The sequence below is a fragment of the Streptococcus suis S735 genome (genome assembly GCF_000294495.1).
Taxonomy (GTDB): Bacteria; Bacillota; Bacilli; order Lactobacillales; family Streptococcaceae; genus Streptococcus; species Streptococcus suis.
This window is the reverse complement of the sequence record NC_018526.1, coordinates 1,392,420-1,419,175: the sequence shown is the minus strand read 5'-3', so window position 1 is coordinate 1,419,175 and position 26,756 is coordinate 1,392,420. Positions and strand designations below refer to the sequence as shown.

Annotated in this window: 33 protein-coding genes, 1 pseudogene and 1 riboswitch; of the genes and pseudogenes, 30 read left to right on the top strand and 4 right to left on the bottom strand. The window is 42.3% G+C overall.

What is annotated here, in order from left to right; translation table 11 throughout:
- Positions 1-43: 43 nt before the first annotated feature.
- Entirely contained in the window at positions 44-481 is a 438-nt protein-coding gene (locus tag YYK_RS07035) for a GtrA family protein (RefSeq protein ID WP_012027541.1), read from the bottom strand.
- 28 nt (positions 482-509) lie between these two features.
- A riboswitch (PreQ1 riboswitch) is annotated at positions 510-612 on the top strand.
- Between YYK_RS07035 and YYK_RS07030 the strand changes: the two genes are divergently transcribed.
- From YYK_RS07030 to YYK_RS07005, 6 genes and pseudogenes are all read left to right on the top strand, one after another.
- Positions 610-1,125, top strand: a complete 516-nt coding sequence (locus tag YYK_RS07030; protein ID WP_012027540.1) for a QueT transporter family protein — start codon at positions 610-612, stop codon at positions 1,123-1,125. (Overlaps the previous riboswitch by 3 nt.)
- Before the next feature lie 115 nt (positions 1,126-1,240).
- On the top strand, positions 1,241-2,083 hold the full coding sequence (locus tag YYK_RS07025) for an aldo/keto reductase (protein ID WP_012775280.1): 843 nt from the start codon (positions 1,241-1,243) through the stop codon (positions 2,081-2,083).
- 78 nt (positions 2,084-2,161) lie between these two features.
- Positions 2,162-3,112: pseudogene (locus YYK_RS07020) on the top strand (helix-hairpin-helix domain-containing protein); the annotation flags it as partial.
- The gene (locus tag YYK_RS07015) at positions 3,099-3,533 is read left to right on the top strand and encodes a SprT family protein (RefSeq protein WP_012027537.1); all 435 of its coding nucleotides are present in this window, start codon (positions 3,099-3,101) and stop codon (positions 3,531-3,533) included. The pseudogene YYK_RS07020 and the gene YYK_RS07015, both read left to right, overlap by 14 nt.
- Positions 3,534-3,602: 69 nt before the next feature.
- Entirely contained in the window at positions 3,603-4,364 is a 762-nt protein-coding gene (locus tag YYK_RS07010; RefSeq protein ID WP_012027536.1) for a hypothetical protein, read from the top strand.
- Positions 4,354-4,473: a PspC domain-containing protein gene (locus tag YYK_RS07005; protein WP_014636479.1), complete on the top strand. Its 120-nt coding sequence runs from the start codon at positions 4,354-4,356 to the stop codon at positions 4,471-4,473. The genes YYK_RS07010 and YYK_RS07005 overlap by 11 nt, the downstream gene beginning before the upstream one ends.
- Here YYK_RS07005 and YYK_RS10030 read toward each other — a convergent pair.
- A protein-coding gene (locus YYK_RS10030) for an IS630 family transposase (protein ID WP_094122532.1) occupies positions 4,466-5,313 on the bottom strand; the annotation gives its coding sequence in 2 pieces (ribosomal slippage) (positions 4,466-5,010 and positions 5,010-5,313; 849 coding nt in all). The two genes, YYK_RS07005 and YYK_RS10030, sit on opposite strands and share 8 nt — an antisense overlap.
- Before the next feature lie 253 nt (positions 5,314-5,566).
- Positions 5,567-6,511 carry a mannose-6-phosphate isomerase, class I gene (gene manA, locus YYK_RS06990; protein ID WP_161081206.1) on the bottom strand — a complete coding sequence of 315 codons (945 nt, stop codon included), beginning with the start codon at positions 6,509-6,511 and terminating at the stop codon, positions 5,567-5,569.
- Between the two features lie 213 nt (positions 6,512-6,724).
- Here manA and hprK point away from each other — a divergent pair, with 213 nt between their 5' ends.
- The 9 genes from hprK (at position 6,725) to YYK_RS06945 (ending at position 14,416) form a co-directional block, all read left to right on the top strand.
- Complete coding sequence (gene hprK, locus YYK_RS06985) at positions 6,725-7,657, top strand: HPr(Ser) kinase/phosphatase (protein ID WP_012775279.1); 933 nt, start codon at positions 6,725-6,727, stop codon at positions 7,655-7,657.
- A gap of 1 nt (position 7,658) precedes the next feature.
- Complete coding sequence (gene lgt / locus YYK_RS06980) at positions 7,659-8,435, top strand: prolipoprotein diacylglyceryl transferase (protein ID WP_002936758.1); 777 nt, start codon at positions 7,659-7,661, stop codon at positions 8,433-8,435.
- A gap of 13 nt (positions 8,436-8,448) precedes the next feature.
- Positions 8,449-8,859 carry a DUF948 domain-containing protein gene (locus YYK_RS06975; protein WP_024376744.1) on the top strand — a complete coding sequence of 137 codons (411 nt, stop codon included), beginning with the start codon at positions 8,449-8,451 and terminating at the stop codon, positions 8,857-8,859.
- A complete protein-coding gene (locus YYK_RS06970; RefSeq protein ID WP_012027531.1) occupies positions 8,843-9,379 on the top strand; it encodes a YtxH domain-containing protein in 537 nt (178 codons plus the stop codon). Before YYK_RS06975 ends, YYK_RS06970 begins: the two co-directional genes overlap by 17 nt.
- A gap of 310 nt (positions 9,380-9,689) precedes the next feature.
- A complete protein-coding gene (locus tag YYK_RS06965) occupies positions 9,690-10,139 on the top strand; it encodes a MarR family winged helix-turn-helix transcriptional regulator (protein ID WP_002936751.1) in 450 nt (149 codons plus the stop codon).
- Entirely contained in the window at positions 10,132-10,863 is a 732-nt protein-coding gene (locus YYK_RS06960; protein WP_012775278.1) for an ATP-binding cassette domain-containing protein, read from the top strand. The genes YYK_RS06965 and YYK_RS06960 overlap by 8 nt, the downstream gene beginning before the upstream one ends.
- The gene (locus YYK_RS06955) at positions 10,863-12,374 is read left to right on the top strand and encodes an ABC transporter permease/substrate-binding protein (protein ID WP_012775664.1); all 1,512 of its coding nucleotides are present in this window, start codon (positions 10,863-10,865) and stop codon (positions 12,372-12,374) included. The genes YYK_RS06960 and YYK_RS06955 overlap by 1 nt, the downstream gene beginning before the upstream one ends.
- 9 nt (positions 12,375-12,383) lie before the next feature.
- Positions 12,384-13,145 (top strand): nuclear transport factor 2 family protein, encoded by a 762-nt coding sequence (locus YYK_RS06950; RefSeq protein WP_012775663.1) that lies wholly within the window; start codon positions 12,384-12,386, stop codon positions 13,143-13,145.
- 146 nt (positions 13,146-13,291) lie between these two features.
- Complete coding sequence (locus tag YYK_RS06945; RefSeq protein WP_012027527.1) at positions 13,292-14,416, top strand: aminotransferase; 1,125 nt, start codon at positions 13,292-13,294, stop codon at positions 14,414-14,416.
- Between the two features lie 14 nt (positions 14,417-14,430).
- Here the strand turns inward: YYK_RS06945 and YYK_RS06940 are convergent, their stop codons facing one another.
- Positions 14,431-15,612 (bottom strand): DUF2974 domain-containing protein, encoded by a 1,182-nt coding sequence (locus YYK_RS06940; protein WP_012775662.1) that lies wholly within the window; start codon positions 15,610-15,612, stop codon positions 14,431-14,433.
- 169 nt (positions 15,613-15,781) lie between these two features.
- Here YYK_RS06940 and YYK_RS06935 point away from each other — a divergent pair, with 169 nt between their 5' ends.
- From YYK_RS06935 to macP, 15 genes are all read left to right on the top strand, one after another.
- Positions 15,782-16,465: a response regulator transcription factor gene (locus tag YYK_RS06935; RefSeq protein ID WP_012027525.1), complete on the top strand. Its 684-nt coding sequence runs from the start codon at positions 15,782-15,784 to the stop codon at positions 16,463-16,465.
- Positions 16,458-17,450 (top strand): sensor histidine kinase, encoded by a 993-nt coding sequence (locus tag YYK_RS06930; RefSeq protein ID WP_012027524.1) that lies wholly within the window; start codon positions 16,458-16,460, stop codon positions 17,448-17,450. Before YYK_RS06935 ends, YYK_RS06930 begins: the two co-directional genes overlap by 8 nt.
- Positions 17,451-17,545: 95 nt before the next feature.
- A complete protein-coding gene (locus YYK_RS06925; protein WP_012027523.1) occupies positions 17,546-18,304 on the top strand; it encodes an ABC transporter ATP-binding protein in 759 nt (252 codons plus the stop codon).
- 1 nt (position 18,305) lies between these two features.
- Positions 18,306-20,315 (top strand): ABC transporter permease, encoded by a 2,010-nt coding sequence (locus tag YYK_RS06920; protein ID WP_012775277.1) that lies wholly within the window; start codon positions 18,306-18,308, stop codon positions 20,313-20,315.
- A 174-nt stretch (positions 20,316-20,489) separates the two neighbouring features.
- On the top strand, positions 20,490-20,954 hold the full coding sequence (gene tnpA, locus YYK_RS06915; protein ID WP_012775157.1) for an IS200/IS605-like element ISSsu4 family transposase: 465 nt from the start codon (positions 20,490-20,492) through the stop codon (positions 20,952-20,954).
- 305 nt (positions 20,955-21,259) lie between these two features.
- Positions 21,260-21,424, top strand: a complete 165-nt coding sequence (locus YYK_RS10280) for a hypothetical protein (RefSeq protein WP_012027521.1) — start codon at positions 21,260-21,262, stop codon at positions 21,422-21,424.
- Entirely contained in the window at positions 21,421-21,756 is a 336-nt protein-coding gene (locus tag YYK_RS06905) for a PadR family transcriptional regulator (RefSeq protein WP_012027520.1), read from the top strand. The genes YYK_RS10280 and YYK_RS06905 overlap by 4 nt, the downstream gene beginning before the upstream one ends.
- Entirely contained in the window at positions 21,743-22,564 is an 822-nt protein-coding gene (locus YYK_RS06900) for a hypothetical protein (protein ID WP_012027519.1), read from the top strand. The genes YYK_RS06905 and YYK_RS06900 overlap by 14 nt, the downstream gene beginning before the upstream one ends.
- A 59-nt stretch (positions 22,565-22,623) precedes the next feature.
- Positions 22,624-22,860, top strand: a complete 237-nt coding sequence (locus YYK_RS06895) for a DUF2829 domain-containing protein (protein WP_004194840.1) — start codon at positions 22,624-22,626, stop codon at positions 22,858-22,860.
- The gene (locus YYK_RS06890; protein ID WP_012027518.1) at positions 22,853-23,551 is read left to right on the top strand and encodes a 3-oxoacyl-ACP reductase; all 699 of its coding nucleotides are present in this window, start codon (positions 22,853-22,855) and stop codon (positions 23,549-23,551) included. The genes YYK_RS06895 and YYK_RS06890 overlap by 8 nt, the downstream gene beginning before the upstream one ends.
- Before the next feature lie 115 nt (positions 23,552-23,666).
- The gene (locus YYK_RS10275) at positions 23,667-23,843 is read left to right on the top strand and encodes a hypothetical protein (protein ID WP_012775276.1); all 177 of its coding nucleotides are present in this window, start codon (positions 23,667-23,669) and stop codon (positions 23,841-23,843) included.
- Positions 23,840-24,310, top strand: coding sequence for an ASCH domain-containing protein (locus tag YYK_RS06880; RefSeq protein WP_012027516.1), 471 nt, complete (start codon positions 23,840-23,842; stop codon positions 24,308-24,310). Before YYK_RS10275 ends, YYK_RS06880 begins: the two co-directional genes overlap by 4 nt.
- Positions 24,311-24,485: 175 nt before the next feature.
- Positions 24,486-25,868, top strand: a complete 1,383-nt coding sequence (glmU, locus tag YYK_RS06875) for a bifunctional UDP-N-acetylglucosamine diphosphorylase/glucosamine-1-phosphate N-acetyltransferase GlmU (RefSeq protein ID WP_012775275.1) — start codon at positions 24,486-24,488, stop codon at positions 25,866-25,868.
- 8 nt (positions 25,869-25,876) lie between these two features.
- The gene (locus YYK_RS06870) at positions 25,877-26,422 is read left to right on the top strand and encodes an NUDIX hydrolase (RefSeq protein WP_004194850.1); all 546 of its coding nucleotides are present in this window, start codon (positions 25,877-25,879) and stop codon (positions 26,420-26,422) included.
- A gap of 10 nt (positions 26,423-26,432) precedes the next feature.
- Positions 26,433-26,753 (top strand): cell wall synthase accessory phosphoprotein MacP, encoded by a 321-nt coding sequence (gene macP, locus YYK_RS06865; protein WP_002936700.1) that lies wholly within the window; start codon positions 26,433-26,435, stop codon positions 26,751-26,753.
- Positions 26,754-26,756 lie beyond the last annotated feature (3 nt).

Here is a 26,756-nt window from a genome sequence, read left to right as displayed (position 1 = left end):
AGGAAAATCAAGCTATATATAAAAATGAGGTTCCGTTGGAGCCTCATTTCGTATTTTTAAAGATAAAGAGTTTGCTCAAGAAATAGTTGACCACAATGACCAAGACTTGAGAGAAGAGAGTGGAAATGGCGTTGACAAGTGTCAAATCATGGTTGACAAACTGCCCAATCAATTGTGGGTAGGCTTGTACTAATAAATAGGCTAGAGCCATATCCATGACCAAGGTCGCGATGCGGGCAGATACAAACTTGACCAATCGCTGAGGCCAACCCTCTCTGGCTTGTTTGAAAACGAAACGGTCGTTGGTCCAAAAGGCAAAGAGGATAGCTACTGCATTGGCTAAAAGAGTAACCAATAGAATGGAAGGAATGACTAAAAATAGCCCCATTCGAGTGACCATATAGACAAGGGTTGCTGCCACACCTGCAATCAAATAGAGAATAACTTCGTTATTGATGAGTTGATAAAATAGTTTTTTCATAGGACTAGTCTATCATTTTTAGCAAAAATATGCTATACTAATCAACGTTGTTGATAAATTCAATGACCCTTGGGGCTTGCTCACTTTACCCAAGCATATTTTAAGCTTTTTCGCTAAAGGAGAATTTTATGAATACATCTAAATGGACTGCCAGAGATATGGCAGAAATTGCTCTTGTTGCGGCGATTTATGTCGCTCTTACCTTGACACCGCCATTGAATGCTATTTCCTTCGGGGCTGTTCAGTTTCGTTTGTCTGAAATGCTCAATTTCTTGGCTTTTTATAATCGTAAGTATATTATCGCCGTGACCATTGGCTGCATGATTTCTAACTTGATTGGTTTTGGTGTGATTGACCTCTTTGTGGGTGGATTCTCGACATTAATCTTCGTTACATTGGGAGTTATCCTGTTTGAAAAATACAAGAAGGACTATCTATTCGGTGGATTATTTAACAAGGCTTTCTTTTATTTCTCATTCTTTTTTGCGGCAACTATGTTTACCATTGCTTTAGAATTAAAAGTCTTATATGATCTACCATTCTTTCTAACTTGGTTGACAACAGCAGCAGGAGAATTGCTTTCTCTATTAGTTGGAGCTGTTGTTATCGACAAACTATCCAAGAAAATAAATTTTGAAAAGTAAGTATACAATAAATGTGAGCAGACACTTTCGGGTGTCTTTTATTTTTAGGTCGCATTATTTTGTATTGATTGACAATTTAGTTTATACTGGGGATAGAAGAAATAGGAGGTCTTTTATGACAAGATATACGTTTTCAAATGGTGTAACTGTTCCTAAAATTGGTTTTGGAACTTGGCAGATACCCGATGGTGAAGTGACGTACGGTGCGGTTTCTTATGCATTGGAAGCTGGTTATCGTCACATTGACACGGCACAGATTTATGGCAACGAAGCTAGTGTTGGTCGAGCTATAGCTGATAGTGGTCTAGCTCGTGAGGACATTTTTTTAACAACTAAGGTTTGGAATGACAAGATTGGCTATGAAGATACCCTTGCTTCAGTAGAAGAATCCATGCAAAAACTTCAGGTGGATTATCTGGATTTGTTACTGATCCATTGGCCAAATCCCAAGGCTGTTCGCGACAGCATTGGCTGGAAGGAACGCAATGCCCAGGTTTGGAAGGCATTAGAAGAGCTCTATCGTGCTGGAAAAGTGAAAGTAATTGGAGTTTCTAACTTTATGGAACACCATCTAGAAGCTTTGCTGGAAACGGCTGAGATTATCCCGATGGCTAATCAGATTATGCTGGCCCCAGGAACTCCTCAGTCAGAATTAGTGGCCTACTGCAAAGCCAAAGGGATTCTCTTGGAGGCCTATAGCCCATTTGGTACAGGAAGCCTTTTCCAAAGCCAAGAAGCAGCCGATTTGGCTAAAGAAGCTGGTTGTAGTGTTGCCCAGCTGGCACTAGCTTGGTCTTTAGATAAAGGTTTTCTCCCTCTCCCGAAATCAACTAGTCCAGAAAATATTAAGGCGAATTTGGAAATTGATGGCTTGGCTATTAGTCCGACAGCAGTTGCAAAGTTGGATAAACTAGAAGGAGTAAAAGGTCGACTTGACCCGGATCAGGCTGAATTTTAATTAGCTATTGAGAGCATGTAGTTTATCTACGTGCTTTTTCTATTGAGCCATTTGTACCGCTTTCATGCTATAATAGTAGCTTCTGTCTACTCAGCTTCTGAACTGGCGCGATATGAGTTTCCAGACCTCCCTGTGGAAAAACGCTCTGCCATTTCCATCGCCCGCCGTCTGCAAGACCCTCTGGCTGAGCTGGTCAAAATTGATCCCAAGTCTATCGGTGTCGGCCAGTACCAGCACGATGTCAACCAGAAGTCTCTGTCTGAAAGTCTGGATTTTGTGGTCGATACGGTGGTCAACCAGGTCGGTGTCAATGTCAATACGGCCAGTCCTGCCCTTTTGGCTCACGTTGCTGGTCTTAACAAGACCATTTCGGAGAACATCGTCAAGTACCGCGAGGAAAACGGTGCTCTGACCTCTCGTCAGCAACTCAAAAAGGTTCCACGTTTGGGTGACAAGGCCTTTGAGCAGGCAGCTGGTTTCTTGCGGATTCCTGATGCGACTAACTTTTTGGACAATACTGGCGTGCACCCTGAGTCTTACAAGGCTGTGGAAAATCTGTTAGAACTTCTAGCTATTGACCACTTAGATGAGGCTGCGCAGGAAAAATTGAAGCAGCTTGCCATCGCAGATACGGCAGAAAAAATCGGTGTCGGTCAAGAAACATTGAAGGACATCATCGCAGACTTGCTCAAACCTGGTCGTGATTTACGGGATGACTTTGAAGCACCAGTCCTTCGTCAAGATGTCTTGGATGTCAAGGACCTGGTAGTCGGACAGGAATTGCAAGGTACGGTCCGCAATATTGTGGACTTTGGAGCCTTTGTGGACATCGGTGTCCACGAGGATGGTCTGGTCCACATTTCACGCATGGTCAAACGCAAACGAGATAAAAATGGACGCCAACAAGCCTTGCCACATCCAAGCGAAGTTCTCGCAGTTGGGGAAATCGTAACCGTCTGGGTGGTTGAAGTGGACATCAAACGAAATCGTATCGGTCTTAGCCTTTTGAAACCAAATGGATCTGAATAAGTATGTGCAAGAAGTCTCCTTGCAAGACTTCGGTAAGGAATTTCGGCATGTAGCAATCTGGAACAGGCGATTACGCTCAACAGGTGGTCGCTTTTTTCCAAGGGATGGGCATTTGGATTTCAATCCCAAGCATTTGGAGGAGCAAGGTTTAGAAGTCTTTCGGAAGATTGTCCGCCACGAGCTCTGCCACTACCATCTCTACTTTGAGAAGAAAGGCTATCGGCATGGAGACAGGGATTTTAAAGAATTGCTAGCTGCGGTGGATGGCCTGCGCTATGCTCCCCAACTGGAACAAGCTACTAAGCCTAGTCTGATTTACTGCTGTCAGTCCTGTGGACAAGTCTACCAGCGCAAGCGCCGCATTGACCTAAAAAAATACCGATGTGGGAAGTGTCGGGGTAAACTTACTTTGAAAGAATAGAGAATCAGTCTTCGGGCTGATTTTTTTGTGGAGAAATGTGATATACTAGAGTAGAATTGAGGTGAGTCTATGACGCAAAAGAGAGAAGAACGCTTAATTGAGTTATATGAAAAAGGTGTCTTGACCAAGGAAGAGGCGCGTGCCTGTTTTAAGGAAATGAATCAAGAACCAGACTTTCTTTTTGTGGAAGAAAAAGTAAAATTGAATTTTACCTTGCCAAGTTTTAAGGTCTTTGCTTCCTCCAAATTGAAACAATCCTATAGTTTTGAAGGGATTGAATCACTCTTTTTAAAATTATCTGAGGGACGTCTAACTTTGGCTAAGTCTAAAAATAATCAGATTAGTGTGGAGATTTGCTACAATCAAGATGCACCAGAAGATAAGCTTCCTCGTCTTTATGTTGAAAAAAAGGGGCTTTATTTTCACAGTAGCTTGGCCTGTCGTTTGACAATCAACTTGCCTCAGGAATGGATGTCGGTGCTGGATTTGGAACTTGGTCAGGCAGATGCTCGCTTGGATTACTTACCATTTGAAGATATTTCTATCCGCAGTTCAAGGGATAAAAAACAACAGGATATTCGCTTGACGACTTGCGGTGGTTATCCCCAACACTTGTATGTGCAACTAGCTCAGGCTCCCTTGACTTTACAAACTGGCAAAGGCCAGGGAATTCGGGGGCAGATTGAGTCGCAATCAGGTCATGTCTTGGTTAACCGGAAAAAGAAAAATAGTCCCTATCAGTTTGAAAAATCTGGCAATGATTTACTTTTCTTGAAGGTACAAACAGGTCAAGGGGGCTTTTACGTGAAAGGAATAAAAGATGTCAATTGAATTATATAAAGTAAGGCAGGGGAAGATAGTATCTGGGGTTCTTGCCGGCATAGCGCATAAATTGGTCTGGGAATCCTGGGTAACACGCGCGATATTTATAGTCAACTGAAACAAGAGCAGGACGAAAGTGCCTCAAGAAAAGTATCGCAATTTGGCAATACTCTTCTGAGGTGTTTTTTGATGTGAGCCCATATTTTCTCAATGGGATTATATTCCGGTGAGTAAGGAGGAAGTGGTAAAAGTCTATGTCCCTGCTCCTCGCATAAATCTTTTAGCTTACTCATCCTATGAAACTTTGCATTGTCCATAATGATAACAGATGGTTTACCTAAAGTGGGTAGTAAGAATGTTTTGAACCAAGCTTCGAAAAAGCCACTCGTCATAGTATCTTTGTATGTCATCGGGGCTATAAGCGCACCATTTATGAGACCTGCTACTAAAGATATCCGCTGGTATCTTCTTCCAGAGACCTTACCTTTTATCAACTGACCTTTCAAAGAGCGACCATATTTTCGATGAAAATATGTCTCAAACCCTGTCTCGTCAATATAAACAGGAGTCAAGTGGCTTAAGTTATTCAATTCTTTAAGGAACAGTTCTACTTTTTCAGGGTCTTGTTCATAGTAGGTACAGCTCTTTTTTTTCGAGTATATCCCATAGCTTTGAGGGCGTAATGAATAGCTGTTGGATGACAGTCAAATTCAGAAGCTATTTCAGTCAAATAAGCATCTGGATGAGTTTCAAGATAATTCTTTAATTTATCTCTATCCACTTTTCTTGGCTTGGTTCCTTTAACTTGGTGATGAAGCTCGCCGGTTTTCTCTTTTAATTTTAGCCATTGATAGATAGTGTTACGTGAAACTTGGAAAATAGCTGATGCTTCAGTAATACTGCCGGTTTTCTCACAGTATGCGAGAACTTTTTTACGAAAATCTAATGAATATGCCATAAATACATTATATCATAAATGTACTGTTTTTGTTTCATTTAACTATATTGCAGGTCTCCTCTTAGGCAAATCCTTCCTCCTTCTAATTGCTCTCTATATTGCAGCAGCTTATTTTTTACCTTATAAGGAAGATAGGGACGCGGAACGCTATGGAACAGGTCCACGTAAGATAAAAGAAGCGGAAAAGATAAATAAGTCTTGGTTTGAATAATGCAAAAAAACTTGAGTTTAAAGGCTCAAGTTTTTTGTATGCTTAGTTCGCGTGACTGGCGATGATGTCCATTTGGCCTGTAAATGTCCAGTCTGTCACATTGGCTGGTAAGATAAAGTGGCTTCCTTTTTGAAGTGGGTAGCTGGTTTCACCGACTTGGATGGCACCTTCCCCTTCAATGACACTGACAAGCAGGTAAGGAACTGTCTGTTTCATTTTGATTTCTTGTTGGATATTCCATTTATATACGGTAAAGAAGGGATTGGCAACCAGAAGTGTCGAGTCAAGATTGCCTGCTTTGAGGTGGGCAGGTGTTGAGTTAGCAACAGGTCCGATGGTCAGCACGTCAATCGATTTCTCAATGTGTAGTTCACGGAGGTTGCCTGCATCGTCACGGCGGTCAAAGTCATAGACACGGTAGGTTGTATCACTAGATTGTTGGGTTTCTAAAATCAGGATTCCCTTACCGATGGCGTGCATGGTGCCGCTTGGTACAAAGAAGAAATCACCCTTTTTGACGGGTACATGGGTCAACAGCTTGTCCCAATCTCCGGCTTCGATTTGCTGACGGAGTTCTTCTTTGGATTGGGCATTGTGACCATAAATGATTTCAGCGCCTTCCTCGGCTTCCAAAATGTACCAACATTCTGTCTTGCCCAGTTCCCCTTCGTGAGCCAAGCCATAGCTATCATCGGGATGAACTTGGACGCTAAGCCAATCGTCTGCATCAAGGATTTTTGTTAATAATGGAAAGACATCATCTGTTGGATTGCCAAATAAATGTTTTTCATTCTTATAGAGGTCATCCAGTCCTCTTCCTTTATATTGACCGTTTGAGACAGTAGTTACGCCATTTGGATGGGCAGAGATTGCCCAACATTCCCCAGTCTTATCACTAGGAATGTCGTAGTGGTAGTTGGTCCTTAAGCGATTGCCCCCCCAAATTTTTTCGTGCATAACAGGTGTGAGAAACAAGGGTTCCATGATTTTCTCCTTAGTAGTAAGTATTGATCTATATAAAGTATAACAGATTTGTTAAAAATATGTAGCGAAGGAAGAGAAGTACATTTAATCTGTGGAAGTTTTGCTAATTTTGTGAGAAAAAGAAAGAACTCATTCTTTTTGCCAAATCAGCCACTTGTTTTTCCCCCAACCCCTAGCTTATGGTATAATATAATAAAACTGAAAGTGAGGGAAGAAATGACCGTTTATGTGAAAGATTTGGTCGATAATCTGCGGATTGAATGTGTTTACAGTACGGAAGAGCTCCTGCAAAAGCAAATTACGACGGCAGATATTACCCGACCAGGATTGGAAATGACTGGCTATTTTGATTATTATGCTCCAGAGCGCATCCAGTTGATTGGGATGAAGGAGTGGTCTTATTTGATGGCCATGACTGCCCATAACCGCTATCAGGTTCTTTCTCAGATGTTCCAGCCAGAAACCCCTGTTGTCATAGTGGCACGTGGCTTGGAAATCCCTGAGGAGATGTACAAGGCTGCAAAAGAAAAACAAATTGCTATCTGCCGAAGCAAGACAGCAACCAGTCGTCTATCGGGAGAATTGTCTTCTTACTTGGATAGTCGCCTGGCTCAGCGGACGAGTGTACACGGTATCTTGATGGACATTTACGGTATGGGTGTGCTTATCCAGGGTGATTCTGGTATCGGTAAGAGTGAGACTGGTCTTGAGTTGGTTAAACGAGGACACCGATTGGTGGCTGATGACCGTGTTGATGTCTATGCAAAAGATGATGTTACTCTCTGGGGTGAACCTGCGGAAATTCTGCGCCACTTATTAGAAATTCGAGGGGTCGGCATTATCGACATCATGAGTCTATACGGTGCTAGTGCCGTGAAAGATTCATCAGAAGTGCAATTAGCTGTCTATCTTGAAAATTTTGAAACAGGTAAGGTATTTGACCGTTTGGGAAACTCTGGCGATACTATCGAAATAGCAGGAATTGCTATTCCACAAATACGTATTCCTGTAAAAACCGGTCGAAATATTTCTGTCGTAATTGAAGCAGCAGCCATGAACTACCGTGCCAAACAGATGGGGTTTGATGCAACGAAGATCTTCGAAGAACGCTTGTCTAATCTAATTGAACACAATAGAGAAGAGGCTTAATATGGATCCTATTGCGATTAAATTAGGTCCCTTAGAAATTCGTTGGTATGCAATCTGCATTTTGCTTGGTCTGATTCTAGGTGTTTATCTGGCGACAAAAGAGGGTCCGCGAAAGAAAATTCGTCAGGATGATATTTTAGATTTTATTCTAATCGCATTTCCGCTTTCTATCCTAGGGGCACGGATTTACTACGTCGCCTTTTCATGGAGTGAATATAAGGATAACATTTTATCTATCTTCGCTATCTGGAACGGTGGTATTGCCATCTATGGTGGTTTGATTACAGGTGCAATCGTCCTTTATTTCTTTACCCAGTATCGCTTTATTAATACCCTGGATTTTTTGGATATTGTAGCGCCATCGGTCATGATTGCTCAGGCAATAGGTCGTTGGGGAAATTTCTTTAACCAAGAGGCCTATGGTAAGGCAGTAGAAAGTTTGAACTACCTGCCAGCCTTTATCCGAGACCAGATGTATATTGATGGTGCCTACCGTCAACCAACCTTCTTGTTTGAGTCTCTCTGGAATTTGCTAGGCTTTGGCTTGGTTTGTGTGTTACGTAGACGGCCAAAATTCCTTAAACAGGGAGAAATTACAGCTTTCTACCTAGTCTGGTATGGTTGTGGTCGCCTTTTGATAGAAGGCTTGCGGACGGACAGCCTCATGTTCTTGGGAATACGTGTTTCACAATGGCTATCTGGGGTGTTAATCCTCGTTGGTATTATCATGGTTGTGTTGCGGAGAAGAAAGTCTTCTATTCCATTCTATCAACCCTAAAGGAGAAGATATGATTATTGAAATTTCTGTCTTGATTATTGCCTTGTCCATCGCGGCGGTGGCAGTATATATTGTTTTGTTGTTGAAAAAATTGGGTACGGTAACGGATGAAGCCCAGCAAACGCTTAAGGTCTTGACCAGCGATGTCAATGTGACTCTCTATCAGACCAACGAGCTTTTGGCTAAAACCAATGTTTTAGTCGAAGATGTAAATGGCAAGGTTTCGACCCTTGATCCTCTTTTTGTAGCGGTAGCTGACTTGTCAACTTCTGTATCAGATTTGAATGCTTCAGCGCGTGATTTGACAGTCAAAGCCAAGTCTGCTGGAGCAAGTACTGTAAAAGCCGGCGGAGCTCTTTCAGCTCTGTCAACTCTCTCATCTCTCTTAGGTAAGAAAGGAGAAAAAAATGGTAAAAAAATCTAGTAGCGTGTGGACTAGCCTTTTGTTAGGGGCAGCCGGCGGAGCTGCTGCAGCTGCTTTTCTAGCAAGTAAAACTGGTAAAACAGTCAAAGAAAAAGTTGTAAACTTTGCTAATGACTATAAAGAAAACCATGAAGAAATCAATGCTGATTTTGTCACTAAGGCACAAGATTTAGGCAAACAAGCGACTGAACGATTTACTGAAGTAAAAACTCAACTTGAAACTGGTGAATTGACAGTAGAAGATTTGGTCAAGTCTGGTAAGGAAAAATCCTTGGAAACCTTTGAGCAAATCAAGGAAAAAATTGCGGAACAAAACTTATCAACGGCTGACATTTTGGAAGCTATCAAGGCAAAAACTGCTAAAGCTCCGACAGTGGATTTGACAGAAGAAGATATTGAGGATGCTGTAGTTGTGTCTGAAGATATTGAAATTGATATCGAAGATGTTCAAACTGAAGTGGTATCAGAAACTGTTTCAGAAGTAGCAAGCGAAACTACCTCAGAAGCAGTTGAAGGATAAAATGAAACTAGCTTAGAATTTTCTAGGCTAGTTTTGTTATCTGATTATCATTTGTTTTGTGTAAATTAAAAGCAGATAATTTCAGGGATTTAATATGTTTGAATGGATGAAGACGGGAATCTATAATAAGGTAGTTGATGTCTCAAAATAGTCAAAATGATTGACTATTTTTCTTTTTTTGGTAAAATAGTAAAAAATATTGACTAACATGATTACAGGAGGAAGTCGTTGTGAAAATTGTTGTTGTTTTGAACACTAGTAGACCAGAGGCTTTTAGTAAGGTAGTTGTGCTCACTGAGGAGGGGGAAGGATGATGGAAGTTGAGAAAAGGAGTAAGGATTATGCTCGTATGTTTGACCAGCAAGTCGGTCTTTATGAAGACTATGCTCGTGGACATGGACTCAATGCAAAATGTTTATCCATTCTCATGTGGATTTATTATAATCCCGGAGGTGTGACGCAAAACTGGGTCAGTAAGAAGACCTATTCAAGCAAACAAGTTGTCAATGCTACTGTAAAGAAATTTTTGGATGGAGGCCTGGTAGTTTTAGAGGAGAATCCAGCAGATAAGCGACATAAGAAAATTAAATTGACAGAGGAGGGGCAACAATTTGCTAGTCGCATTTTGGATCCCTTAGAGGAGGCGGAAAATAAGGCGCTGTCTCAACTCAGTCAGGAGGAACAGGAGCTTATGCTAGGATTAATTCAGCGCTACAGTCAGAGTCTCATGGCTATTTTAAAAGGAGAAGATGATGATTGATTATCAAAATGTATCTCTGACCTGTAAGGTTAGTGGACCAATCTTGAAAAATTTGACCTTTGATATTCAAGAAGGGGAGTTCTTTGTCTTGATTGGACCGAGTGGTAGCGGAAAGACAACTACGTTGAAATTGATTAACCGTCTAATTGAGCAGACCGAGGGAGAGGTTTTTTTTCAAGGTAAGCGACTTAAGGATTTCGACCTGCGTGAATTACGTTTGGAGACAGGTTATGTTCTTCAGCAGATAGCCCTTTTTCCAAATATGACGGTAGCTGAAAACATTGCTCTTATTCCTGAAATGAAAGGTTTGGGCAAGGAAGAAACCCTGACGAGGATGAGAGAGCTATTGACCAAGGTTGGCTTGGAACCAGACAGCTATCTGGATCGTTTGCCCAAGGACTTGTCTGGAGGAGAAAAACAGCGGATCGGGATTTTGCGGGCCATCATTGCAAATCCGAAAGTGTTACTCATGGACGAACCTTTCTCAGCTCTGGATCCAATCAGTAAGGCTCAGTTGCAGGACTTGATTAAGGAATTACATGAGGAATTCAAGATGACAACAGTTTTCGTTACCCATGATATGGATGAGGCGGTTAAATTGGCGGATCGCATCTGTCTCATGCAAGATGGACAAGTTGTGCAATTAGGAAGTCCTGATGAATTGAGGAATCGTCCTGCCAATGATTTTGTCAAGGAATTTATCAGAGCTCGAGGAGGTATGTAATGAACCTATTTGAAACCTTTATAGAACGCAAGGACGAGTGGGGAATTGCTCTTTTTGAACACCTTCGCATCTCCCTTCTAGCTTTGATTATTGCGATTGCAATTGCAGTACCTTTGGGACTGATTCTATCTAGTAAAAAACGCTTGACCGAGTGGAGTCTGCAAATAACAGGTATCTTCCAAACTATTCCATCCCTTGCTTTGCTTGGTCTTTTCATTCCTTTTATGGGAATCGGAACCTTGCCAGCAGTAGTAGCACTTGTTATTTATGCTATCTTTCCTATCTTGCAGGGGACATTGACAGGACTTGGAGAAATCGACCCTTCTCTGGAAGAAGCAGCAACCGCTTTTGGTATGAATAAATGGGAGAAGTTGAAAAAATTTAAGTTAGCTCTTGCCATGCCTATTTTGATGTCAGGGATTCGGACGGCTTCCATTATGATTATCGGAACGGCGACTCTGGCGGCCTTGGTGGGGGCTGGGGGCCTGGGCTCCTTTATTCTACTTGGAATTGACCGCAATGATTCAGCCCTGATTTTGATTGGTGCGGTATCGTCGGCTGTCCTTGCAGTGCTTTTTGGTTATGGCATTCGTCTGTTGCAGGACAAGAAACCCAAGACAATTTTATTGGCTCTATTGGTGACTTTATTTACTGTTGGAGCTAGTTATGTTCCCATGCTTAATTTTTCCACAAAACAGTTGGTCATTGCAGGGAAGCTCGGTGCAGAACCTGAAATTCTCATCAATATGTATAAGTTGCTGATTGAGGACCAGACAGACATCAAGGTGGAGATAAAACCTAATTTCGGAAAGACTAGCTTCCTTTATGAGGCACTCAAATCAGGTTCTATTGATATTTATCCTGAGTACACAGGGACCATTACAAGTACTCTTTTGAAAAATTCACCAATGGATTTATCAACGAATCCTGAGGAGGTTTATACCTACGCTAAAGAAGCGATTTTGGAACAGGATGGTCTGATGTATTTAGCACCAATGGCTTTCCAGAATACCTATGCTTTGGCTGTAACGGAAGATTATGCTCAGAAAAATGGTATTGAAAAGATTTCGGATTTGGCAAAAGTGCAGCAGACAGCTGTCGCAGGATTCTCATTAGAGTTTAACGACCGCGAAGATGGTAATATCGGTCTAAAAAATCTATACAATCTCCAACTCAATGTCAAGACCATGGAGCCTGCCCTTCGCTACGAAGCCATTAAAAACGGAGATGTGCAAATTGTAGAAGCCTTCTCGACAGATAGCAAGGTGGTCACTTACAAACTGAAAATCCTGGAAGACGACAAACAGCTCTTCCCACCCTACCAGGGCGCTCCGCTATTGTCCAAAGAAACCCTAGAGAAATACCCTGAGTTGGAGCAAGCCCTAGGGGTCTTGGCAGGCAACATCTCGACCGAGGAAATGACCCAGATGAACTATGCGGTTGATATGGAAGGCAAGTCGGCAGAGCAAGTGGCGAGGGAATATTTGGAACGAGAAGGATTGTTAAAATAGGAGAAAATCATGTCACATCAATTAGATAACGCTAAAAATCTTTACCTTCGTGGCATTCGCGATGGCAAAATCAAGGAAGTTCATGAAAACTATATGGGAGCTAGCTATACCCAGCACAGTACGGGTGTGCCTGATGAGAAAGAGGGCTTTACGGCTTTCTTTGAGGACTTTTTCAAACGCAATCCCAAGCGGGAAATCAGCATTGTTCGTGCCATTGAGGACGGGAATTTCGTCTTTGTCCATGTCCACCAGAAACTCAATGACGGTGAGGCTGAGTGGGTGACGGCGGATATCTTCCGTTCAGATGAAAATGGTCGTATCGTTGAGCATTGGGATGTTATCGATGCCTATCTAAAAACCATTGGCCAAACAGACCCGATTTACGCAGACTTTGAGCTGACTGACCTAGATAAGACTGAGGACAACAAGAAAATCGTCCGTCGTTTCTTGGTCGATGTCCTTCAAAATGGCGAAATCGAGAAGTTTGAGGACTATGTGGCAGCTGATCTGATTCAGCACAACCAAGAAATCGCTCAAGGCGGTGCAGCCTATAAGGACTATCTGGTAGAGAGTCAAGTCAACTACGACTTTGTTTTCAAGGTGATGGGACAGGGTGATTATGTGGTGGCTTATTCGAAAGTCTGGATTGCAGGTCAGGACTATGCCCACTTTGACATCTACCGCCTCAAAGACGGAAAGATTGTCGAGCACTGGGACAACAAGGAAGTCATGCCAGACAAAAAAGACTTGACGAATTTAGGGAAGTTTTAAGGGAAAAAAGCAGAGCAGGCAGTCTCGTTTGAGAAAGTCTGTTTTTTAATAATAGTAATATTCTTTACTTGTTATGTTGCATATTTATACAATTATTGAAAGAATATGGTACAATAAGGGTAGAATAAATAAAAGTAGGAAGTCTTATGAAATTACCACGTTTTGGCGTTGAGGAATGGCTGAATGTCCATGAAAACAGCGCGATTTATGATATTGCAGGAGTGTCTATTTCTTCATTGACTTTGGAGGAACTATTTGCCTTGTCGGGCACCAATCCTGAGGATTTTTATAAGAAATTACAGGGCACCAAGCTCAACTATGGCTGGATAGAAGGTTCGCCAGCATTTAAAAAATCGGTTAGTCAACTCTATACAGGCGTCAAGCCAGAACAAATTCTCCAGACCAACGGGGCAACAGGGGCAAACTTGTTAGTTCTTTATGGTTTGATTGAGCCAGGAGACCATGTCATTTCCCTTTATCCGACCTACCAACAACTCTACGATATTCCAAAGTCTTTGGGAGCAGAAGTGGATTTGTGGCAGATTGAGGAAGAGCATGGATGGTTGCCAGACTTGGAAAAACTGCGTCAGCTCATTCGTCCTAACACTAAGATGATTTGCATCAACAATGCCAATAATCCAACCGGCGCTGTCATGGATAGGGCTTATTTGGAAGAATTGGCGGAAATTGCTAGTGAAGTTGGGGCTTACATCCTATCAGATGAAGTCTATCGTTCCTTTTCTGAGCTGGATGTGCCATCTATTATAGAAGTCTATGATAAAGGAATTGCTGTAAATAGCTTATCCAAGACCTATTCTCTGCCAGGTATTCGCGTGGGTTGGGTGGCCGCCAATCATCAAGTGACGGACATTCTGAGAGATTATCGGGATTACACTATGATTTGTGCAGGTGTCTTTGACGATCTGGTGGCTCAATTAGCTTTGGCCCATTATCAAGAAATTCTAGAACGAAATCGGCGCATTTTAGAAGAAAATTTAGCAATTTTGGACCAATGGATTGAGGAAGAACCCCTCGTTTCCTATATCCGTCCAGCGGTTGTTTCCACTAGCTTTGTCAAGATTGCAGTGGATATGCCTATGGAAGATTTTTGCTTGCAACTTCTGCAGGAATACGGTGTTCTTCTAGTTCCTGGCAATCGTTTTGATCGTGACGGCTATGTCCGTCTAGGTTTTGCCTGTGAACAAGAAACTCTAATCAAAGGATTAGAAAAATTATCTCAATTTTTAAGAAGATTTGATAAAGAAAACTAGCTCAAGTGGTTGAGCTAGTTTTCTTTATTTTCAGTTGTATTTCTTTGGAAAAGTTTCCGCCAATCTGGTAGAGAGATTTCAGGGCTTGGAATGGAAGTGCTAATATTGTCCCTCCAAATTTGGTAGCGGGTGTCAAAGAGGAGCCGAATGAGTTTGTCTACCATTTCGGCTTCTTCTGGAGCTATTTCTTTTCTCAGTCGATCAATTTCCTGTAATTTCTGTAGGGGATTTACCGTGATGTCGCTAAATCGTTCAATTCCTGCTTTGATGAAGATGCCGAAAAACAAATCGAAGAAGTCTCGTAATTCATCGTCTGTTAAACTATCCGTCCAAGTTTTTAAGGCTTGGTCTGTTTGTAGGCTATCGCTGGTCAGGGCAGGGGCTATTTTGAAGTCGCTTCCGTCAACCTCCCAAGAAAAACTGATGTGTTGTAGAATGCCGAGGGTATTACTCTGGACAATCTGAGCATTTTCTGGTGTTTCTAACATCATACCGACGATTGAATTCTGGGGAATGACAGGGAAAATCCGTTGGTGAATAGCTTGGTAACTAGGTGCTTCCAAGTGTTTTTTGTGTAAGCCAGGTGAATCAAAGGGATAGATAGCTAGAATTCTATCCTGTTGGTCTGTAGCTTGCTGGCATGCTGCATAGAGGGCTAAATTTCCACCTTTCGAATGACCGGCCAGATAAAAATGGCCCCCCTGCTGCATCATAAGTTTTTCTAAGTAGCCACTCGCTGCACGTTGGGCAGGAATTTCATCCATATAGGTCATGTGGAAATCTTCCTTCCAACCGATAATAGTATCATCTGTCCCTCTGAAGCAAGTCACAATCGTTTTTCGGTCAATGCGATAGCTGATTGCTGAAAACTGCTTTTCCTGTTCCAACTGATAATCGTCAACGAAGCCAAATGCCTTGATAGATTTGAAGCGTTTGGATTTGGATAGAAGTCCTAGTAAGGCTAGGCGGTTTTTGGTCACCATAGAAAAGGGAGGGAAATTATTTTTGTAGGTCTCTTCAAAGGCCGCTGCCAACCGATCAAGTCGTACACCATTTTCTGTAAAAGAGTAGGGGACCAGATTATCAAAAGGGAGGTAGGAAAGTTCGGTCAGAGCCAGAATATCTAGCTTATTGATAGGTTTATCATAAAAATTATCGTATTGAGTTTCTTCAAGATAAGTTAATAAATTCGGCATAGCAGTCCTTTCCTTTTTTATCTAGTATAACGAAATATGATTGGTCTGACAAATCTGCACCACTGATGACCTGGTTTTATAGTCTACTTCTTGTGTAAATGTATAAAAATACTCAAATTTGTTCCAATGTAAGCTATAATAAATAGTAGGGATATGAAAGGAGATAGTTATGCAGAAAATTCTTCTTATCGAGGATGATAAAACGATTAGCCAACTAGTTGCTAAAAACTTGATAAACTGGGGTTACCAGGTGCAAGAGGTCAAGGATTTTCAGATGGTTTTGGAACAGATGGAAGAGTTTCAGCCCCATTTGATTTTACTGGATATTGGTCTGCCGTTTTTCAATGGCTATTACTGGTGTCAGGAAATTCGCAAGACATCCCGTGTGCCCATTATGTTTCTGTCTTCCCATGACCAGCCAATGGATATTGTTATGGCGATCAATATGGGGGCGGATGACTATGTGACCAAGCCCTTTGAAATGACGGTTCTCCTGGCCAAAATACAGGGGCTTCTTAGAAGAACCTATGACTTTGTCGGAGAACAAAGTTTACTCTGGTTTGAGGAGATTTCCCTAGACCTAAAGACCATGCAGGTGTCCTATGGACAGGTTGTGGAAGAGCTGACGCGAAATGAATTTCAGATTTTACGCGTTTTATTTGAACATGGCAAGGAAGTGGTCAGCCGTGAGGAGCTGATGAGAGAACTCTGGAACAGTGATATTTTTGTGGATGACAATACCCTGTCGGTTAACATCGCTCGCCTGCGTAAGAAATTGGCAGAACTGGATCTGCCAGATGTGATTGCGACCAAGAAAGGAGTAGGCTACGGCCTGGTGTGGACACATGAATAAGGATGATTTTGGCTCATTAGTACCAGTATTTTTGACATCATGGCTTGGTCATCGCTTGATTTTTCTGATAGCCTACGCCGTTTTTGCTGTGGCTATTCTGGCTTATAGTAGCCTCTTTGACATCAAAAGAAACTTGGTTTTCTATGCCATCCTCCTCCTCAGTATTTGTTGGCTCCTCGCCCTCCTCTGGGATTTTGTCAGGGAATTTTCCCGCTTTGGAAAAATCTGGCGTGGTCAGAAAGTGACTACTGGGACAGCCAGTGAGCGTTTGTTGCAGGAAAAAGTGGAGCGACTAGAAGTCCAGAACAAGCAAATCCTAGAAAAACAGCGACAGGAACAGACAGAATTAGATGACTACTACACCCTCTGGGCCCACCAGATGAAAACGCCGATTGCAGCCAGTCAGCTCTTGGTTAAGGAAGTAGATAGTAGTCCAGTCCGTCATCAGCTAGAAACAGAACTCTTCAAGATTGAGCAATACACAGGTCTGGTCTTGAACTATCTCCGCTTACAGTCCTTTCATGATGATTTGGTTATCGAATCAGTTAATTTGGATGAACTGGTCAGAAATCTAGTAAGAAAGTATTCCCTCTTTTTCATTCAGGTCAATACTAGCTTGGACTTGGGGCAGTTGGATAGGACAGTAAAGACCGACAAACGCTGGCTGGGCCTGTTGATAGAGCAAATTTTATCCAATGCCCTCAAGTATTGTCAGGAAGGGACCATTTCGATTGTTTTGGACGGAGATGATTTGGTTATTCGCGATACGGGAATTGGGATTGCAGAGAGTGACTTGGAACGGGTCTTTGAGCGTGGCTTCTCAGGTTTCAATGGCCGCAGAACCCAGCAATCTTCGGGTCTGGGGCTCTATCTCTCACGGAAAATTGCTGCGGAGCTGGGCTATTCCCTAAAGCTAAAATCAAAAGTAGGTCAGGGAACAGAGGTGCGAATCGGTATCAAAGAAGTGGAGTTGATTTTTTACTAATCTTACAAAACTGTCACGCAAATGAAAGCTAGGACTATGGTAGTTTGTCTTGGGACCGTGTAGAATGAGGGTAGAAAAAGAAAAGGAGTCAAGTTATGTCAGTTTTAGATGTTCAACACGTTCAAAAGATATACAGTTCTCTCTTTAAGGCGGGACAGGTTGAAGCTTTGAAGGATATTCATTTTGCAGTGGAAAAGGGTGAATATGTCGCTATTATGGGTGAGTCAGGTTCTGGTAAGTCCACCTTGCTCAATATTTTGGCAACCCTTGATAAGCCAACGCAGGGCAAGGTCTTGCTTAACGGATTGGATACCCAATCTATCAAGAGCAAGGAAGCGGCAGCCTTTCGTCGGGAGAAATTGGGCTTTGTCTTCCAAGATTTCAATCTCTTGGATACTCTTTCTGTCAAGGATAATGTGCTCTTGCCTCTGGTTTTGTCTCGCTATCCGATTGATGAGATGAACAAGCGACTCGTTCATACGCTCAATAGCCTGGGAATTGCGACCTTGCAAGACAAGATGCCCTACGAGATTTCGGGTGGTCAGCAGCAGCGAGTTGCGGTGGCGCGTGCCATCATCACCCAGCCAGAAATTCTCTTAGCGGATGAGCCGACTGGGGCCCTCGACTCTAAATCAACGGCAACTCTTCTAGATATTTTTGAAAAAATCAACCAAGAGGGGCAAACGATTCTGATGGTAACCCACTCGACAGTAGCAGCTAGTCGTGCCAAACGGGTTCTCTTCATCAAGGATGGCATCCTCTACAATCAAATCTACCGAGGTGAGAGAACTAGTCAGGAAATGTATCAGTTGATTTCAGATACCTTGACACTTATGGCGAATCGAGGTGAGTAGTATGTTTGGACTAACCGTTCGATTGGCTCTGACCAATCTCAAAAAGAACCGCAGACTCTATTTTCCCTATGCCCTGATGACCATTTTGTCCACAGCCATTGCCTATATTTTTGCCTCACTTGCCTTTCATCCTGATTTAGGTCAGGTCAAGGGGGCCAATGGAGTGATTCAAGTGCTGGGCTTCGGTATGATTGTAGTTATGCTGGCCGTTGCCATCATGGTCTTCTATGCCAATAGTTTTGTTATGAAGCAGCGGTCAAAAGAGTTTGGTGTCTATAGCATTCTTGGTCTGGAGAAAAAACATCTCTTCTTGATGACTTTTCTAGAAAATCTGGTCTTTTCAGTCGGTACTATTCTAGCTGGCTTGCTCTTGGGACTGGCTCTAGATAAACTCTTCTATGCGCTCTTGCTGAAAGCCATGCAGATGCCTGTGGTCCTGGCTTCAACCTTCCAGTTGAAAAGTCTAGTCACTGTATTTATCTATCTCTTTGGGATTTTTGCCTTGGTCAGCCTTTTTAATATTGGAAATCTGGGCTTGACCGACTCACTCAAACTGGTTCAAGGTAAGAAGCGAGGGGACAAGAAAACGGGCTTCCTCTGGCTACAAACCCTCTTAGTTCTTATCTTATTGGGGGCAGGCTACGCCATTGCCCAGCTGGTGACCAGTCCGATGCAGGCTATTCCAAGTTTCTTTGGAGCGACTCTTCTGGTTATCTTTGGGACCTACCTGCTCTTCCACGCAGGTGTCATCAGTCTCTTAAACTGGCTAAAGAACCGTCAGACCTATTATTATAAGCCAGATAATTTCATTTCTGTATCCAACTTGATTTTCCGTATGCGGAAAAATGCACTGGGTCTTGCGACCATTACTATCCTCTCCAGCATGTTCTTGGTGACCATGGTTGGAGGACTCAATATTTACATCGGTGGCAAAGATTATATTGCCAATCAAAATCCAAATGACTATTCGATTGATGTTGGTATGCAGCCAACCACTTCAAAAGCTCAAACGGAGAAGTGGGAGGAGTGGGCGGAAGCTATCTTAGAAGAGACAGATATTCCTGTTGAAAGTAAGGTAGTCTATCCTTATCAGCAAGCCTATTTTTCTGAGGTGGCAAATCAGCAAGTAAGATTTTTGACGGAAAAAGAGTCATGGATGGATTTTTCTAATCAAGTAGGTGTAGGCTATATTTTGGATAAAGCTACATATGAAAAAATGACTAGTCAAAAACTGGAGTTGGCAGCTGACCAAGTGGCCATTTATAGTAAGGGAGTCCAGTATCAAGCTGGTCAAACCCTCACCTTTGATGAAAAGGAGATGGAAGTTGCCCAAGTCTTGCCCAAGAATGTGACCTTGGGACATCTGCCAGACCATGTGACTTTTAATTTTAGTAAGTATTTAGTTATTGTTGTTCAAGACTTGACAATATTTGAAAATCAAGCCGAAAATCGCTATTATATGGGCTTTGAAAGCAGTCTATCAGAAGAAGAACAGGTAAATAGCCAGGAGGTCTTCTTATCCGGTAGTTTTGAAAGTGAGCTTTGGGAGTCCAATATATTACCGAATGGAACGAACGCCATCAGTCTCGCCTACCGTGCCTATGCGATGCGTAGTTTCTTCAGTTTTGCAGGTTCACTTTTCTTCATCGGCCTCTTACTTTCACTCATTTTTTTGATGGCGGTGGTGCTGGTGATTTACTTCAAACAGATTTCGGAAGGCTATGAAGACAGAGATCGCTTTGTCATTATGACCAAGGTTGGTCTGGATGAGGATCAGACCAGACAGTCCATTCGCAAGCAATTGCTGACCGTCTTTTTCCTACCTATCCTACTTGCCTTTGTCCATCTTGCATTTGCCTACAAGATGCTCTCGTCCATTCTTTTGTCTATCGGTGTGGTCAATGCAGGGCTTATGTTGCAGGTGACTGCAGGCATCTGTGGTGGCTATCTCCTCCTCTACCTAGTGGTCTATGCCATCACAACACGATCTTACAAACAGATTATTTCCTAAACTTGGGGCAACCCAAGTTTTTAATTATGTGACTTTTAGTCCGTCACGCTCCGTAAGGTGCGTGACAAATAAACCACCCGCTATGCGGGTGCGCGACGAAGGTTACACCAAAAAAACTCCAAACGCGATACAATAAAGGTGTTCAAGCCTATTGTAAAGCGAAAGGAGAAAAATATGGCGCAAAAGGCACATAGTTTATCACATACAAAGTGGCTGTGTAAATACCACATTGTCTTCACACCTAAGTATAGACGAAAAATCATCTATAATCAATATCGAAGTAGTTTGGGAGAAATATTCCGACGTTTGTGTACTTATAAAGGCGTAGAAATTATCGAAGGACATCTGATGCCGGATCATGTTCATATGTTAGTCAGTATTCCTCCGCGATTAAGTGTATCAAGCTTTATAGGATATTTAAAAGGTAAGAGTGCTCTAATGATGTTTGATAAACACGCCAATCTCAAATACAAATTTGGTAATCGTCATTTCTGGGCAGAGGGATATTATGTAAGTACGGTTGGACTAAATGAAGCCACAATTAAGAAATATATACAAGAACAGGAAAAACATGATATAGCACTTGATAAGTTGAGTGTAAAAGAGTATGAAGATCCCTTTAGGGATAATGGCAAGTAGTACGAATGCCTCTTTAAGAGGCTAGTGACGAGTCAAAAGCAGTGAGGCTTGAACAAAGTGAAAGCCAGCGTCTTTAGGCGCTGGCTGGTGATGTGGGCTTATAGCCCTTGTTCAAACCACCCGTTTGACGGGTGGTCATGATTTTTTTTGAATATTTTTCACTATTTTGTTTTACAAACTAGCCACCTTGTGTTAGACTATAGATACAAAGCTAATAGGTAAAACAAACTAGTGATAGAAGACAAAGAAAATCACTTTTATTTTTATCAAACTAGTCGGTATTACAAACTAGGTAGGGAGGCAGTATGAAACTGGAGAAGAAAAGTCGGGAAAATTGGAAACTAGCAGGAATCACGCTTGTGACGGCCATTATAACAGGCTGGGCCTTGGATTCTATTTTGATCTTAGGCATCCTGTTAGGATCAGGTTTACTGTTTGGATTTTTTACAGATGATGAGGAGGGCTTATGAAAGAAACCCAAATGCTAAAGGGGGTCCTAGACGGCTGTGTCTTACAAATTATCAGTCAGAAGGAGATTTATGGTTATGAGCTGGTTCAGGAATTGAGAAAACAGGGCTTTGAAAACATGGTCGGGGGAACTGCCTATCCTCTCTTGCAAAAATTAGAAAAGAATGGTTATATCATTGGCGAGATAAAACCATCATCGGACGGGCCAGATCGTAAATATTTTACGATTACCCAAGATGGAGAGAGTTATTTAAGGGATTTTTGGCGGGAATGGTCAAGTCTTGTAGAAAAAGTAGGAACCATTCAGAAAGGAATATTTAATGAAACGCGATAAACAAGTCTTGCGAGATAAGACAAATATAATTGTAGATAATTTGTTACCTGAAAATAAAGCTTATTTTGATGAGATACGCGACTATATGATTTTGAAATCCTTTTTTAAAGATGAAAAAGCGATTTTGGAACAGATTTATAGTATGGTCAGTGATTTCAAAATGGCTGAGGTTGATGGTCTAACAGCAGTAGATTTTTTTGGAACAGACCCCAAAGATATGGCAGATCAACTTTTAAAAAATGCACCGAAGGCTCCCTTGAGGGAAATGACGATAACCTATTTCAGTGCGGTCGCAACCTTGTACGCCATTGGCACCTTCCTTTTGTTTGCAAACACGGGACAATTTCAATTAGAATTCATCCTGTTTTTGGCTTCTTGCACCAATGCTTTGTTGCTTTGTTGGCTGGTTTTCGGTCTGTTACCATCTGTTCTTTTTAAGCCAAAGGCTTCTAAAATGATTATAGGCTTGATTGTCCTAACAATAATTATTCTTTTTAACATTATTTTCAATTTACCAGCAATGATTGGAGATAAGGCAATCTATTTGAAATTTCCAGAAATGTTCGATTGGTTATTTGTGATTGTGACAAGTTTGGCCACGATAGTTTTCTCTGTTAAGGTGAAAGTATTCAGAACCTTTGCTTTACCGATTTTTGCTTTTTTACTGATAGGCATTATCAAAAAATTATTGGTGATGAATCTGGTTAGTGGTGATTTATGGACAGTTTGGCTACCGATTGGTCTTCTATGTGCTGCCATGATTTTATTCTATCTACAGATTTATCAATCAACAAAAGAGAGTACTTAGCTAACTCTTATTCGTTACTGAAAACATTTGTGTTAAAATAAATAAGAAAAGGAATAATCATGACATTTGAAGAGATTTTACCAGGCTTGAAGGCCAAGAAAAAGTACGTTCGCACAGGCTGGGGTGGGGCGGAGAACTACGTCCAGCTCTTTGACACCATCGAGGTCCACGGGCAGAAGCTAGAGGCGACGCCCTATTTCCTCATCAACGTGACCGGCGAGGGTGAAGGCTTCTCCATGTGGAGCCCGACCCCTTGCGATGTCCTTGCGACCGACTGGGTAGAAGTCCATGACTAAGACAGCCCTCATCACCGGCGTTTCCAGCGGCATTGGTCTAGCACAGGCAGGGATTTTTTTGGAAAATGGCTGGCGTGTCTTCGGGATTGATCTGGCTAGCAAGCCTGATTTGGCAGGCGATTTCCACTTTCTACAGCTGGACCTGACAGGCGATTTATCGCCCGTCTTTTCCTGGTGCCAGTCAGTCGATGTCCTCTGTAACACCGCAGGCATTTTAGACGATTACCGACCCCACCTCGATATTTCGGAGGACGAATTAGCTCAGATCTTCGCGGTGAATTTTTTTGCGGTGACTAGACTAACTCGCCCCTATCTGCAGCAAATGGTGGACAGACAGTCTGGCATCATTATCAATATGTGCTCCATTGCCTCCAGTCTAGCAGGTGGAGGTGGCTCTGCCTATACCGCTTCCAAGCACGCTTTGGCAGGTTTTACCAAGCAGTTGGCACTGGACTATGCCAAGGACAAGGTCCAGATCTTCGGCATCGCTCCTGGTGCCGTCCAGACAGGCATGACCCAGAAGGACTTTGAGCCTGGTGGTCTGGCGGACTGGGTGGCAGACCAGACCCCTATCGGACGCTGGACCCAACCAAGCGAAATCGCAGAGCTGACCTTCATGCTGGCTACTGGAAAACTCGCTTCCATGCAAGGCCAGATTATCACCATTGACGGTGGCTGGAGTTTGAAGTAGGGAGGAAAGTGATGTTGATTTTTGATGATAATCCTCATGTAGCAGTAGTGATCTGTAAACACATAGTGAAGAGAATAAACCGATAACCTACATCAGTCATGACTTGGAAGATGGGATGTGGCAATTTCTTTGTGGAGATATTCATGACATTGCAGATGTTCAATTAATTGCTTTAGTTGAGATACTTCAGTTTGGGATAACCGAAACACTTCTAAATCAAATCCCTTATGGATTTGAGGCTTTACTTGATCAAGCGAAGAATTGGCAAATTTCTAGAAAGGACCCCCTATGACCCCGACACAACTCTGGCAAGAATTCATTGCCATCAATTCCCAAGCAGGTCCTGAGCCGGAGGCTTGGGCCTTTGGGGCGGAAGCTGATCGACTGGCTGATTTGGTGGCTAGAGGCATCAAAACTTCAACCAGCTCTGCCCATGCTCTCTATGAAGTAGAGGGAGAAGAAATCCCAAGAGCTGGTGGCTATGACATCATTCTGGACGGACAAGGTCAGGCTGTTTGCATTATCCAGACCACCAAGGTCTATGTGACGCCCTTTTCCCAAGTGACAGCAGAGCATGCCTACAAGGAGGGCGAGTTCCGTCAGGGAGGTGACTTGTCTGACATAAAAGCGAAAAGTCTGATCCACTGGCGACAGATCCATGAAGAGCTTTTCACTATCTGGCTGGCAGAAGCAGGCCTGTCCTTCTCAGAAGATATGCTGGTCGTCTGTGAAGAATTTGAATTGGTTTATCCTAAATAGACAATTCTATAGGATGCAATCAACCTGTAGTTTGTTTTCTAATACTAGAAATTTTTGAGAAACTGGCTTCATTCCAGTTTCTTTTTTATTTACGAAAATTCCCTATAATATTGCTATTTTCCAAAAACATCAAAATTTGCTATAATAGGGTATATCATTGAAAAGAGAGAAAACTATGAGCAATAACTATGCAATTATCCTAGCGGCGGGTAAGGGAACTCGCATGAAGTCTGACTTGCCAAAGGTCTTACACAAAGTGGCAGGAATTACCATGTTGGAGCATGTCAAACGGGCTGTAGATGCTATGGAACCTGCTAAAACAGTAACGATTGTCGGTCACAAGGCAGAATTGGTCCAAGCAGTTCTCGAAGGTCAGTCAGAGTTTGCCCTTCAATCTGAACAGTTGGGGACAGGCCACGCCGTTATGATGGCTGAGCCAGCTCTTGCAGGTTTGGAAGGTCAGACCCTTGTTATCGCAGGGGATACACCGCTGATTACAGGAGAAAGCTTGAAGAACCTTATTAACTTCCATGTCAGCCACAAGAATGTTGCGACTATCTTGACAGCTCAGGCTGATAACCCATTCGGATATGGTCGGATTATTCGCAATGCTGATGGTGAAGTGCAAAAAATTGTTGAGCAAAAAGATGCCAACGATTTTGAAAAACAAGTGAAAGAAATCAATACAGGAACCTACTTGTTTGATAATAAACGTCTTTTTGAAGCGCTTAAAGATATTAATACGGACAATGCCCAAGGTGAGTACTATCTGACAGATGTTATTTCGATTTTCCGTCAGGCAGGCGAGAAGGTTGGTGCCTATGTATTGCGTGATTTTGATGAAAGTTTGGGTGTCAATGATCGCGTCGCTCTTGCGACTGCAGAAGCTGTTATGCGCAAACGAATCAATGAAAAACACATGGTCAATGGTGTGACATTTATCAACCCAGATGCAACCTATATTGATATTGATGTTGAGATTGGTGCAGAAGCTGTTATCGAAGCTAATGTTGTCTTGAAAGGGCAAACGGTGATTGGTGAACGTACTGTTTTAACCAATGGTACTCGTGTACGTGATGCCAAAATTGCAGCAGATGCAGTCATCAGCAACTCAGACATTGAAGAATCTGTTATTGAAGAAGGTGTGACGGTAGGACCATACGCCCATATTCGTCCAGGTAGTCTCTTGAAAAAAGATGTTCACGTTGGAAACTTTGTGGAAATCAAGGCCTCTACACTTGGTCAAGGAACGAAGTCTGGTCATTTGACCTACCTAGGAAATGCAACGATTGGCAATAATGTTAACGTTGGTGCTGGTACCATTACTGTCAACTACGACGGTAAAAATAAATTTAAAACAACCGTTGGAGATAATGCCTTTGTTGGCTCTAATTCAACCATCATCGCACCAGTAACTATTGGGGACAACGCCTTGTTGGCTGCAGGTTCTGTCATTACAAAAGACATTCCAGAGGATGCCATCGGTATTGGTCGTGGTCGTCAAGAAAACAAAGAAGGTTATGCGACTCGTTTTCCGTTCCATCCAAGTCAAAAATAGGTAATCATATGAATTTTGAAGAAAAAACCATTGAGCGGACAGAAATTTTTAAAGGGCACATTTTTGATGTAGTAGTAGATGATGTTGCCTTGCCAAATGGTGGAACTGGTAAGCGCGAACTCATTTTCCACAAGGGAGCAGTTTGCGTTTTAGCCGTTACCCCAGAAGGTAAAATGATTTTGGTCAAACAATACCGCAAGGCCATTGAACGTACTATTTATGAAATTCCGGCGGGGAAATTGGAGCTGGGCGAAGAAGATACGCTTGAAGATGCTGCTTTGCGTGAATTAGAAGAAGAAACAGGCTATACTAGTGACAAATTGACCTTGTTGGCAGATTTCTATTCAGCCATCGGTTTCTGTAATGAACGAATTCGCCTTTATTTAGCAGATAACCTTATCAAGGTTGAAAATCCTCGTCCAATGGATGAAGATGAGGTTATCGAATTACATGAGGTAACCTTGGAAGAGGCTTTGAACTTGGTGGCTACTGGCGATATTTGTGATGCAAAGACCATCATGGCTATCCAATATTTACAACTCATGAGAAAGTAGGAAACTAGCAATGGGCAAGCCCTTGTTGACGGATGAAATTTTAGAGAAAGTGAAAAAGAAACAGTATTCCGACCAATCTAGCCAGTTTGGACACTATCGTCCAAACCAGGATATATCAATGGATGATGCTCTATTCGATCCATATCTAGAAGAAGATTATCAGGGATATGAAGAGGGACAAACGATCCGAATCCCGGTCAAACCTACTGTAGTAAAAAGTCGCCGTATCGAAACCATCAAGCGAGAAGCTTTCCGCAGTAAGGTAAACAAAATCCTTTTTTGGGTCATCATCTTACTGATAATGTTTATCATTGCAGTATTATTTATTTAGGAG